10 protein-coding genes are annotated in these 12,590 nt (G+C 52.9%); 4 read left to right on the top strand and 6 right to left on the bottom strand.

The features are described 5' to 3' along the window. Positions 1 to 81: 81 nt before the first annotated feature. From NDQ72_15870 to NDQ72_15885, 4 genes are all read right to left on the bottom strand, one after another. Positions 82 to 1,590, bottom strand: coding sequence for a tripartite tricarboxylate transporter permease (locus NDQ72_15870; GenBank protein WKD27514.1), 1,509 nt, complete (start codon positions 1,588 to 1,590; stop codon positions 82 to 84). Between the two features lie 9 nt (positions 1,591 to 1,599). Further along, a complete protein-coding gene (locus tag NDQ72_15875; GenBank protein WKD27515.1) occupies positions 1,600 to 2,049 on the bottom strand; it encodes a tripartite tricarboxylate transporter TctB family protein in 450 nt (149 codons plus the stop codon). A 111-nt stretch (positions 2,050 to 2,160) separates the two neighbouring features. Then, positions 2,161 to 3,174: a tripartite tricarboxylate transporter substrate binding protein gene (locus NDQ72_15880; protein ID WKD27516.1), complete on the bottom strand. Its 1,014-nt coding sequence runs from the start codon at positions 3,172 to 3,174 to the stop codon at positions 2,161 to 2,163. 119 nt (positions 3,175 to 3,293) lie between these two features. Then, a complete protein-coding gene (locus tag NDQ72_15885) occupies positions 3,294 to 4,214 on the bottom strand; it encodes an alpha/beta hydrolase (protein ID WKD27517.1) in 921 nt (306 codons plus the stop codon). Between the two features lie 232 nt (positions 4,215 to 4,446). On the opposite strand from NDQ72_15885, the gene NDQ72_15890 reads away from it, so the two are divergent. The 3 genes from NDQ72_15890 (at position 4,447) to dauA (ending at position 9,059) form a co-directional block, all read left to right on the top strand. Continuing rightward, positions 4,447 to 4,869 carry a hypothetical protein gene (locus tag NDQ72_15890; GenBank protein ID WKD30422.1) on the top strand — a complete coding sequence of 141 codons (423 nt, stop codon included), beginning with the start codon at positions 4,447 to 4,449 and terminating at the stop codon, positions 4,867 to 4,869. A 204-nt stretch (positions 4,870 to 5,073) separates the two neighbouring features. Continuing rightward, complete coding sequence (gene betT, locus NDQ72_15895) at positions 5,074 to 7,122, top strand: choline BCCT transporter BetT (GenBank protein WKD27518.1); 2,049 nt, start codon at positions 5,074 to 5,076, stop codon at positions 7,120 to 7,122. Between the two features lie 185 nt (positions 7,123 to 7,307). Then, positions 7,308 to 9,059 carry a C4-dicarboxylic acid transporter DauA gene (gene dauA / locus NDQ72_15900; protein WKD27519.1) on the top strand — a complete coding sequence of 584 codons (1,752 nt, stop codon included), beginning with the start codon at positions 7,308 to 7,310 and terminating at the stop codon, positions 9,057 to 9,059. Positions 9,060 to 9,106: 47 nt separating this feature from the next. Here dauA and adhP read toward each other — a convergent pair whose 3' ends face one another. Together adhP and NDQ72_15910 are read right to left on the bottom strand one after the other, a co-directional pair. After that, the gene (gene adhP / locus NDQ72_15905) at positions 9,107 to 10,135 is read right to left on the bottom strand and encodes an alcohol dehydrogenase AdhP (protein ID WKD27520.1); all 1,029 of its coding nucleotides are present in this window, start codon (positions 10,133 to 10,135) and stop codon (positions 9,107 to 9,109) included. Between the two features lie 121 nt (positions 10,136 to 10,256). Further along, on the bottom strand, positions 10,257 to 11,777 hold the full coding sequence (locus tag NDQ72_15910; GenBank protein ID WKD27521.1) for an aldehyde dehydrogenase: 1,521 nt from the start codon (positions 11,775 to 11,777) through the stop codon (positions 10,257 to 10,259). Between the two features lie 119 nt (positions 11,778 to 11,896). Here NDQ72_15910 and NDQ72_15915 point away from each other — a divergent pair, with 119 nt between their 5' ends. Further along, positions 11,897 to 12,580, top strand: coding sequence for a response regulator transcription factor (locus tag NDQ72_15915; GenBank protein ID WKD27522.1), 684 nt, complete (start codon positions 11,897 to 11,899; stop codon positions 12,578 to 12,580). The last annotated feature ends 10 nt before the right edge of the window (positions 12,581 to 12,590 follow it).

Below are 12,590 nucleotides of genomic sequence, written 5' to 3' on the forward strand. Positions count from 1 at the left end.
AGAGGCATTGGCTACTCGCACCCTACATTGTGAGTGCGAGATAGCGGTTCACCGTCATACGATTCGTTGCAACATGTCAATTCATTGTTGAATGGCGGCTTGGCGTGCTTTAAGCCGCTTCATGAGCGGCTGGCTGAACAACGAGATTAGCAACAGTGCAAAAATTGCTAACGTGACTGGGCGCTCAAAAACGTAGGTAATATCACCACCACTAATTTGATAGGAGTGAAGTAACGATTTTTCAGCCAGCGAGCCCAGTAACATGCCGATCACGGCGGCGGGTACAGAGTAGCCATAGTGGCGAAATATCCAACCGATCACTGCAAACACCAGCACCGTCGCGGGCCCTGCCATATTGCCGGTTAGCCCGAATGACCCCATTACCGCCAGCACCAACACAGAAGGGATCAAGTAGCGCATGGGCACTTTGACGATATTGGCCAAGAGAGGAATAAACAGTAAGCCGATGATCACCAGCAGAAACACCTGGGCAAAGTTAGCGAAGATAATCGCGTAAACCACATCCGTTTGTTGGCGGATAAACTGCGGGCCTCCAGTGATATTATGCATAGCAAACGCCGCTAACATTACCGCTGTAGCGCCACCGCCAGGAATCCCTAGTGCCAGCAGTGTTGCCATCGAGCCCCCTTCGGAGCTGCTGTTAGCCGCTTCAGACGCCACGACCCCTTTCGGATTGCCCTTCCCAAATGAATCAGGATCCCGATCACGGCGCTTAGTTTCTATGTAGGAGAGCAGGTTAGACACGGATGAGCCTACACCAGGAACCGCTCCTACCAACACCCCAATAAGACCACCCCGGATCATCACAACGGGGTAGCGCATTGCCATTCTGCAACCTTCGAAGATCTCACTCACCTTGACCTTACGGGCATCGGCAGATTCAACGATGAAGCCTTTATTAGCTAGCTTAAATAGCTCTGAGGCGGCAAACATTCCCATCATGGCCGGAATGACGGGGACGCCATCCAACAGGTAAGTCTGCCCCATCGTCCCGCGTGCTAAACCAATTTCGCTAAATCCAATCGTCCCCACTAACAGCCCGACAAATCCTGCAATCAAGCCTTTAAGCACCTGTTCGCCTTTTAAGCTCGCAATCAGCGTCATCCCCCAGAGAATCACTACAAACATCTCTGCTGGCCCCAACCTCAGCACCATGTAGGAAAGCGGCTGTATCATAAAGAACAGCACCACGTAGCCCATCATCGCGCCAATCACCGAGGAGGCTAACGCGACACCTAACGCCTGGTTATGCTGCCCCTTCCGCGCCATGGGGTAACCATCAAAGGCGGTCGCGATTGCCGAAGAGGTGCCCGGAATATTCATCAAGATGGCTGGGATACCGGCACCAAATGAGCCACCAGTAAAAATAGCGGTAAGAAACAACATGGCTTGAATAAAGTCCATGTACATGGTCATCGGCAGGAAAATAGCCATCGCCATTGATATCTGCAGGCCTGGCGTTGCGCCAAAAATAAGCCCCAGTACGATACCCGGCACTACTACCAACCAAGGGCCAAAACTAGAAAAAAGCAGATCCAAACTCTGCCCTACTGCGCCAAAATCAATCATGGTATCTCCTCAGCTTGGAAGCAGCAGCAGTGTCATCGGGTACGGCAGCATCTGCGAGAAAAAGAACGCGACACTCAGCCCAAAAGCGATGCTATAGCCGCCTACCAGCAGCCAATTGCGCTCCCCTTTAAGGATCAGGAAAAGCGCCAGAAACGCTACGGTGGCAATATCAAAGCCTATCGCTTCAAGCGACAGCACATAGCCGGCGAAGAGCCCCACAACAGGTAATGTTTTATGCAGCGGTTCTTCCTCAGAGGAGCGAAACAGCGAGCCATGTTTAATACGCAGGATCAATTCAAGTGCAATAATCGCTAACACGATAACGGCAAGTGGCAATATAAGCAGCAGGTTTTGCGGTGTGGCGGATACGCTAATGGCGTCTAATAAATACCATAGTGTAAAGCCAACCAGCCCCATGAGAACGATAAAGTCCCCATAGTCACGTTTACATTCAGACATGGTAAAACCCCATGCTGGCCCCTCATTAATGTGAGGGGCCAGCTATCATGGAAGGATTAGTTCGGAAAAGCTGTTCGAAAAACTGGGTCGTAAAAAACCTGGTCGTGAAAATTAGTTAAGCAGGTGAGCGTATTTTTCAAACACTTGATAGTTTTCGCGCATCAGCTCGTTGGAGCGCTCTGGGCCGACCCAAACGCCGCCCATTTCGTTGCGCTCAAGCTGCTCTTGAACATCTTTACGGGCAAGCGCATTTTGAATAGCCGAGGAGAGCTTCTCAAAACGCTCAGGATGCTGCCGTTCCATCTCACTGGTCACGGCAAAGCCGCGCATTGAGCCCTGAAGAACGGGCACTTCAAAGTTCATCGGTGCCAGCGCTTCATTGATCGGGAGCGCATCCCACTGTTCAATGCGCTCATCATTGACGATCGCCAACGGAGTTAAAAACTCACGAATACCCTCACTGCCTTGGGCACTAATAGAGACAAAATCCACCTGCCCACCCGCTACCGCTGAACGGGCTTCGCCACCGCTGTTATAGGTCACCAAGTTGAGGTTATCTTGGGGAATACCTGCTTCATCAAGTAGCAAACGCACCATTAAGTGACCAGCAGAGCCTTGAACCACCGCACCGCGTACTTGTCCCTTTTCTTCGCGGATCGCTTCAAGCAGGCTTGGCAGGTCTTCATAACCGCTGTCTTTATTTGCAGCGATTAGATCCAAATCAAACCACTGGAAGTTGATATAAGAAAAGTCGTCGACACTAAACTCTGCATCACCAGTAAGGATAGAGTTAGTTAAGTAAGGAGCAAACGTCGAAGCATAGACGGTATAACCATCATCAGGCACGTTAAGAACGTAATTAGAAGCAACCTGAGTGCCCGCACCGGGGCGATTAGTTACTTGTACCGGTACACCTAGCTCTTCGGAAATAGGCCCTGACATCATGCGGGTCATACGATCCGCGCTTCCGCCAGTGCCAAAACCTACCACCATATTGAGCGGTCGAGAGGGAAAGTCGTCAGCTACAGCTGGAAGCGCCATTGATAGAGAGGCAATGGCGGCCGTTGCCCCTACCAATATCGATTTGATATCGAACGATAAGGAAGCACTGGAAGTGTTAAACATAGCGTGGCTCTCTTTTTATAGGTTTGTTTGGTTTTCGCACAGATATCTCTCTGTGAGCCTAGAACGCTACTCCACGAAACTGTCATCAACCTTGCATAACATCAGAACGCAACTAAAGTCTAATCCTTACTGACTACCTGCCGATTAAGAAAGGCGATTCCCGCGTCAATAGCGCTACCACGCAGCAGAAAGCTGGCAAAATGCCCATAGCCACGCTGTAAGTAAAGCTCGCTTTCAGTGCCCTGGGCCTGGAGTGCTTGATAGAAGTCAGTTGCATGATCAACGGGCACTAGCTGATCCCAACTGCCATGAAACAGAAAAAACGGTGGTGCCTGAGGGGTGATTTGCCGCGCAGGTGAAGCCAGCGCATAGGCCTCTGGTTTTTCGGCGCGGGTGCCGCCAATAAAGTCGACCACCAAGCGGCCGTCATCAAACTTCAGCAGGTCACTGGGTAGACCGCCAACCAGCACCGCTGCTAGCTTTGTGTGCTCGCCACCATAAGGGTCGCCAAGCGGGCCTTCATCGCCAGCCAAGGCAAGCAGGCTTATCAAATGTGCGCCAGAAGAAAAGCCAACGCCCACGATGCGGTCAGTATCCACTTGCCAACGCTCAGCGTTACTGTGAATCCAGCTCATCGCCTGTTGCAAATCATGTAGCTGTTCAGGGAATCGGTACTCGGGAGCAAAGCGGTGCTCAATATTCACTGTCACATAACCCTGCTCTGCTAACTGCTCAGCAATCGCCTCCATGTCGTCTGGTCCACGGTTGCGCCAGCCACCGCCATGCACAATGAGTGCAGCTGGTCGACGCTCTGCGTCTGATGCGTTCGGCAATAGTACCTGGGCGCTCAATGTTTGCGCCCAATCATCAGGTGTATAACGTTGGGCGGGTAGTCGAGTAAAGGTCTGCGGAGTGTTCAGCATCCCCTGCTCAATGGCAGGTAGGCCCTGGCTGGCTTGATGCGTTGCACCGCAGCCACTCATCAAGAGAGTCAGCGCGCTTACGCCCAGATATCGACGCATAATACGTAAATCCAGCATGTAAAATTCCTCAATACGCCCCCTCAATACAGTTTTTAATCACAGATCTTCAATCCAGTTCTTAAGTCCAGTTGTTAAATCCAGTGAGCCCCCACCCAAGTGATTGTGACCGTGTAAGCTAAAATAAGGTCACGGTTGTTGCACACTTTGTGCAAACGTTTTACACCAAGCCCCTAGATACTGACATCGATAAACTGCCACTTTTTAAAACGTTTCGAGGTCTGTTATGAACATGTCACTTCGCCAATTATTTGCTCCTGCACTACTTGCCGTTGCCCTTATGCCTTTAGCCTTCAGCGCCAATGCCGATCACCACAACAGTGCAGATATTGACCGCGAAGCAATGCAGGAACGCATGGAAGAGTACCGCCAAGAAGCTTATCAACGCGCCGGTTTAAGCGAAGAGCAGCAAACTGCCTTAAACGAAGCACACGCTGAACACCGTGATGCCATGCTGTCGCTGCGCGAAGAGCACCAGGCCCAGGTGGCCGAGATCCTAACCGAAGAAGAGCAACAAACTCTGCGCGATGCCATGCGCGAGATGCATGCTGAGAAACATAGCGAGCGTCGCCAGGGGGAAAGAGCTCATGGCAAGCGCGATCATGAGCGTCGTGGACACCACAGCGAACCTGCAGAGGAAAGTGCGGCAGAGTAAGCGTTTATTAAACGTCAAACCCTGTTCTAACGCCCGGCCTAGCCGGGCATTTTTGTTTCTATACTCCTGAAAAGCGCTTTATCCGCGGGTCTGAAAGCTTCCCGTCGACTTGAAGTGAGCACCTAAACCGCGTATTTTATTTGAACGTTCATTCAAAAATAACGCTGTTTTTAATTCTTGTCTTAACAACAGGAGTCCGCCTCCATGGCGAAAGACAACCTCAACCTCCCCTCACGCGACCGCCTCAATCCCGTGGTTTTCCACGGGAGTGTGGCGGGAATTCTCCTTTTCTTAGTTCTTACCATGCTGTTTACCGAACAGGCTGGCGCTTTCTTCGATGCTGGGCTTGCCTGGGTAAGTAAAACGTTCGGCTGGTACTACATGCTGGCGATTGTGGCTTATCTGGTATTTGTGGTGATTATTGGCATGTCGCGCTTTGGCAGCATTCGCCTTGGCCCAGATCACTCACGACCTGAGTTTTCGCTGCTATCGTGGTCAGCCATGCTGTTTGCTGCAGGTATCGGTATTGACCTGCTGTTTTTCAGCGTGGCTGAACCGGTCGCCCACTATCTGGCACCACCTGATCTAGCGCCTGAAAGCCAAGAGGCCATGCGTCAGGCCGTCGTTCAAACCTATCTGCACTGGGGGCTTTCCGGCTGGGGGCTGTACGTGCTGATGGGTATGGCGCTGGCCTACTTTAGTTACCGCCATCGCTTGCCACTAGCGATTCGTAGCGCGCTCTACCCAATTTTGGGCAAGCGTATCCACGGGCCAATCGGTAACGCCGTAGACATCACCGCCGTAATCTCCACCGTGTTCGGTATCGCCACTAGTCTGGGTATTGGGGTGATGCAGCTCAATTACGGCCTCACCTACATGTTTGGTGTGCCCGAAACCCTCACCGTGCAGGTGATTTTGATCGTCCTGGTCGTGGTGTTGGCAACCATATCCGTGGTGACTGGCGTCGAGAAAGGCATTCGCCGTCTTTCTGAGTTCAACATGCTGCTCGCGCTAGCCCTAATGCTATTTGTACTCTTTTCAGGCGATACCCTGGTCCTACTAGATAAAGTGGTCAATAACGCTGGTGACTACCTTTCCGGCTTTGTGGGTGCCAGCTTTGACACCTACGCGTTTGCTGACGAAGGCGCCCAAGAGTGGAAAATGTGGTGGACGATCTTCTTCTGGGGCTGGTGGATTGCCTGGACACCGTTTGTCGGTCTTTTCTTGGCACGTATTTCACGTGGCCGTACCATCCGCGAATTTGTCGCTGGAGCGTTGTTTATTCCGCTGGCCTTTATGATGGTATGGATGTCGGTGTTCGGTAACAGCGGCATTGAGCTGGTGGCCAACCAAGGTGTGGTCGAGCTGGGTGAGCAGGCACTCAACACTCCGCAAACCACGCTTTATACACTGCTTGAGTACTACCCTTACGCAGGCCTTACTGCAGCCGTAGTAACGGTACTAGGGATTGTGTTCTTTATTACCTCTGCGGACTCCGGTGCGCTGGTACTGGCCAACTTTACGTCTATTTTGAGTGACGTTAACCACGATGCGCCGATCCGTCTACGTATTTTCTGGTCGGCAGTGATTGGCTTAATCACCATCGCCCTGTTAATGGCTGGCGGCTTAAACGCTCTGCAAAGTGCCGTGGTGATTACCGCCCTGCCTTTCTCATTGGTGATTTTCGCAGTCATGGTGGGAATGTATAAAGCCCTGAAACTGGAAGGCAGCAAGGCCGACGCACGTCGCATGATTGCCGGTGGCGCACCCGGCGGCGACTGGCGCGAGCGTCTGGATCGTGCGCTGGATACCTCTAACCGTGCGGGTGCCGCAGCAACCATTCAGCACTCTATTCGCCCAGCGATGACGCAATTTGCCCAAGAACTTGAAAGCCGTGGCCAAACCGCCAACGTTACCGAAGAGCATCTTGATGGTGAGTCGCTTCCCAATCTTACGCTGCAGGTTGACCTGGGCGATGCCACTAGCTTTGTCTATCAAGTATGTCCGCACCGTATGCGTACACCCAGCTTTATACCTGCGGATGATGACTTCTATGTCCGCTTGGACGTGTACTTAGCTGAAGGCGGTCAAGATAAAGACCTGAACGGCTATACCCGTGGTCAAGTGATTGGTGATCTCGTGGCAGAGTACGAACGCCATCTACACTTCCTTACTCTGGCAGGTCAACAGATGGGCCATGTGCAAGCAATGCCAGGCACCATCGGCGAACCGCCCGAAGATTCCCAGATGTAACGGCGTAAGTCTTTAAGTGAAAAGAGAAATCCCAGCCTACGTGCTGGGATTTTTTTATGCCCGAAAAACGCCCTGATGACGCTTCTCACAACTAACGCCATATTGTGAGAATCACTGAGCAGGCGTAACGTAAAACCTTGTTTTCCCACTTGCTTGTTTTTCAACTTTATTAGGAGACTTGCCTGATGGCCCGCGCTCATCGACCTTCGGGGTACGCCTTTCCAGTACCGGGCAGTGCACTACTCAGCGCTTGGCGCGAGGGGTACACGCTTGCCAAATTGAAGCGTGATGTCATGGCGGGGCTGACGATTGGTGTGGTAGCCGTCCCACTTTCTATGGCGTTGGCGATTGCTACTGGCGTGCCGCCCCAACACGGGCTTTATACTGCGATTGTCGCGGGTGCAGTGATCGCTTTGACGGGTGGCTCGCGTTTTAACATTTCCGGCCCCACCGCTGCCTTTGTGGTAATTCTATTTCCTATTGTCGCCAACCATGGCCTGGGCGGACTGCTGATTGCCACACTGATGGCGGGCGCCATTTTGGTCGCACTGGGGCTTTCTCGGTTAGGCAGTCTGATTCAGTACGTGCCCTACCCGGTTATCCTCGGCTTTACGGCGGGCATCGGGGTAGTCATTGCGCTCCTACAACTACCTGACTTTCTTGGCTTGGCCGGAGTAGAGCTAGGCGATAGTACCCTGCATAACCTAGTGCTGATTGGCCAAGCGCTCCCCAGCCTTTCCCCCGCAGAAATCAGCGTGGGAGTTGTTACCTTGGCAACGCTGTTAATCTGGCCCAGATTGAATACCCCGATACCTGCGCCACTAGTTGGCTTGACGGTAGGTACCCTAGCTGCCGCACTACTAGTAATGAGTGGCGTTGAAGTCGACACGATTGCCTCACGGTTTAGCTGGGAGTTCCAAGGTGAAAGCGGTAGCGGCATTCCACCCTTTGCACCTAGCGTTGCTGCACCCTGGCACTTTCCTGGCGCTGACGGTGCACCGCTTGAGATTAACTTCGCGCTAATTCAAGCGCTGCTTGGCCCAGCGCTAGCCATCGCGTTACTGGCGGCCATTGAATCACTGCTCTGCGCCGTCGTGGCAGATGGCCTAACCCGCACTCGACATGACCCTAATGCTGAACTGATTGGTCAGGGGCTGGGCAACTTAATCGTGCCCTTCTTTGGCGGCATTACCGCCACAGCAGCGCTTGCCCGCACAGCGACCAACATCAAAAGCGGCGCCTTCTCACCTATCGCCGCAGTCGTGCATTCGCTGGTGGTGCTACTCGCGGTAGTCGCGCTGGCAGGCGTTCTGGGACATGTGCCTATGGCGGCCCTGGCTGCGCTACTATTTATCATCGCCTGGAATATGAGCGAGGCACGACACTTTGTGCATACACTGAAAAGTGCCCCCGCTAGCGATGTGTGGGTGCTGGTGATCTGCTTTGGGCTAACGGTACTTTTTGACATGGTGATTGCGGTGGCTGTCGGTATTGGCTTGGCCGCCGCGTTGTTTATTCGCCGCATGGCCCAGTTGACCCACACTCAACGCTTAGACACACCCGATAAAGACGCGCACTTCCCACCGGAAGTCGCCCTTTACAAAATTCACGGTCCACTATTTTTCGGTGCCGCTGAAAAGGCGATTGCCACGCTAAGAGTGATTGATCACAGCGTGCGAATTATCGTTCTGGATGTGCGCGAAGTTCCCAGTCTGGATACCACGGCCATGGTGGCGTTAGATACGTTGCGTCGTGAGCTGAGCGAACAAGGCGTAGGAGTGATGTTTGTTGGGCTGCAGCCGCGCCTGGCACTCAAAATTAAACGCGCGGGCATTAAGCGTGAAGTGGGCAAATTAGCGGTCGTGAGCAATCTTGCCCACGCCGAGCGTATGGCACAACGCTGGTTGGAAAAGAAAGATTCAGTAGATATTGAATAGACGGCAGGGAATAAAAGGGGGAGCTATCGTCTCCCCCACTTGCTCGCTCAGCTCGCCATATCCAGCACAATACGGCCTTCTATCTTGCCGTCGATCATACGTTGGAAGACGTCGTTGATATTGTCTAGCGTGTCAGTCGCCACAGTCGCTTTGACTTTGCCTTCGGCGGCGAAATCCAGCGCTTCTTGAAGGTCACTGCGCGTCCCCACGATAGAGCCACGAATGGTAATACCGTTAAGCACCGTGCTGAAGATCGGCAGTGGGAAGTCACCCGGCGGCAAGCCATTGAGCACCAGAGTGCCACCACGGCGCAGCATGTTTTGCGCTTGATCAAACGCCTTTGGCGATACCGCTGTGACCAGTGCCCCATGGGCACCACCAATGGTTTTCTTCAGATACGCCGCCGGGTCGGTTTTCATCGCGTTAACCGTCACCGTGGCACCTAGCCGTTCGGCTAGGGCTAATTTACCGTCGTCAATATCAACAGCCGCGACGTTCAGCCCCATCGCTTTCGCGTACTGCACCGCCATATGCCCCAGGCCACCAACGCCTGAAATAACCACCCACTGGCCGGGGCGGGTATCGGTCATTTTCAAGCCTTTATAAACCGTTACTCCGGCACACAGAACCGGGGCTATTTCGATGAAATCAACGGCGTCCGGCAGACGCCCTACATAGCCCGCATCCGCCAAGGTATAGTCGGCAAACCCGCCGTTGACCGAATAACCGGTATTTTGCTGAGATTCACACAGGGTTTCCCAGCCGCCTAAACAGTGTTCACAGTAACCACAGGCTGAGTACAGCCAAGGCACACCGATACGATCGCCCTCTTTGACATGGGTAACGCCGTCACCCACCGCCACAATATGCCCAACGCCTTCGTGCCCTGGAATAAACGGTGGCGAGGGTTTTACCGGCCAATCGCCGTGTGCTGCGTGTAAATCAGTGTGGCAAACTCCAGAGGCCGCTACCTTCATCAGCACCTCTCCCCGCTTGGGACGAGGCACGTTTACTTCTTCTATCGCTAGTGGCTGGCCGAACTCACGTACGACTGCCGCCCGCATTGTGTTATCCATGATGCAACTCCTGATGGTTGTCGATGTGGCAACTTGTGGTTGCTCTTATCGTTACAGTAAGCGTCAGGGGAGTAGCAAAACGCCCGGCAATGGCCGGGCGAGATCACTGCAGAATAGCGTATTAGAAGAAACCTAGCGGGTTAATATCGTAACTCACTAGCAGGTTCTTAGTTTGCTGATAGTGCTCAAGCGCCACTTTATGGGTTTCGCGACCTACGCCTGATTTCTTATAACCGCCAAACGCAGCATGGGCAGGGTACTGGTGATAGCAGTTGGTCCATACGCGACCTGCTTGAATGCCACGCCCCATACGGAAGGCGACGTTGATGTCACGGCTCCATACGCCAGCACCCAGGCCGAACTCGGTATCGTTGGCAATAGCGAGCGCTTCTTCTTCATCTTTGAAGGTGGTAACAGCGACCACAGGTCCAAAAATCTCTTCCTGGAAGACGCGCATCTTGTTGTTGCCTTTGAGCAGTGTCGGCTGGATGTAGTAGCCGCCATTGATGCTGTCATCCAGGCTCTCTTTATCACCGCCAGCAAGGAACTCGGCGCCTTCGTCGCGTGCGATGTCCATGTACGACATGATTTTATCGAACTGCTCTTGTGACGCCTGAGCACCAACCTGCACGTCGGTATCCAGCGGGTTACCGCGCTTGATGGTTTTAGTCCGCTCAACCACCTTGGCCATAAACTCGTCGTACATGCTCTCTTGAATCAACGCACGAGAAGGACAGGTACATACTTCGCCTTGGTTGAAGAATGCCAGCACTAAGCCTTCGACGGCTTTATCAATAAACGTCGGCTCGGCGTTCATGATGTCAGCAAAATAGATATTGGGCGATTTACCACCCAGCTCCACTGTCGAGGGGATAATATTTTCTGCGGCACATTTAAGAATATGCGAGCCAACCGGCGTCGAACCGGTAAAGGCAATTTTGGCAATACGCTTGCTGGTGGCGAGTGCTTGGCCTGCTTCTGCGCCAAATCCATTAACGACGTTTAGCACGCCGGGGGGCAGCAGGTCGCCAATCACCTCCATAACTTTCAATATCGAGGCAGGAGTTTGCTCAGCTGGCTTCAGTATGACGCAGTTACCCGCGGCAAGGGCAGGGCCAAGTTTCCAAGCAGCCATTAGAATCGGGAAGTTCCAGGGAATAATTTGACCAACAACGCCCAGCGGCTCATGGAAGTGGTAGGCAACAGTGTTAGCATCGATATCCGCAGCCGTACCTTCTTGTGAACGCAGGCAGCCAGCAAAGTAACGGAAGTGGTCAACAGCCAGCGGAATATCCGCATTCAGGGTTTCACGAACCGCTTTTCCGTTATCCCACGTTTCTGCGACAGCCAGCATTTCAAGGTTTTGCTCGAGGCGGTCGGCAATCTTAAGTAGGATGTTACTGCGCTCTTGAACGGAGGTTTTACCCCAGGCAGGCGCTGCTTTGTGAGCTGCATCTAGCGCTTTCTCAATGTCTTCAGCGCTAGAGCGGGGAATTTCGCAGAATACTTGGCCGTTAACAGGACTGATATTATCAAAGTACTGGCCGTTGACCGGGGGAACAAACTCACCGCCGATATAGTTGCCAAAGCGTTTTTCAAAGGACACAACGGAACCAGCATCACCCGGGTTGGCGTAGATCATGGTAAAGCTCCTGAGTATTATGATTATTAAATAAGGTGCCTACCCAGTGTTAGCCACACACGCCATTTACGATATAGCCCGATGGCAGGACGCACCCTCATCCCTTGGTAGGAGACGCCATGTACTCGTTGCTAGTGGCAGATGACCATCCGCTGTTTCGCGAAGCACTACACGCGGTGATTAGCGCTGGTTTAACAGATACTCAACTGCTGGAGTCGGACAGTTTGGCGGCGGCTATTCACACGATAGGCACCCACGATGAGCTTGATCTGCTGTTGCTCGATTTAAGCCTGCCCGATGCCGATGGGCTAGAGGGTCTGACAATACTTCGAGAAAGATTTCCATGGCTTCCCGTCGCCATTGTCTCGGCACATCAGGAGCGCCAGTTGGTGTTAGATGCCATTACCCAAGGTGCCGTGGGCTATATTCCGAAATCAACCCCCCGAGAGCAGCTGTTAGCAGCACTCAACCAAATTCTTCAGGGGCAACTTTATCTGCCTGCAGATATTATGCGCCAGCCGCCCCCGCGCATGGAGTCATCAGCGTTGACGCCTTCGTCGGAGGTGTCCCGCGAACGGCTAATACGCTTAACCGACAAGCAGTTAGATGTATTGGCTTGCATGGCTCAGGGGATGTCCAATAAACAAATCGCACGAGAACTGTTCATCGCTGAAACTACCGTTAAAACGCATGTCTCAGCTATTTTACGCAAGCTAGGTGCAACAAGTAGAGTACATGCCATCGTTATCGCAGGTGAAGAGGAGCTAGGCGCTTATCTTGCCAAACGAACCTCTTCCACCTAGCCGCCGACTT

This window comes from Halomonas sp. KG2 (assembly GCA_030440445.1).
Classification (GTDB): domain Bacteria; phylum Pseudomonadota; class Gammaproteobacteria; order Pseudomonadales; family Halomonadaceae; genus Vreelandella.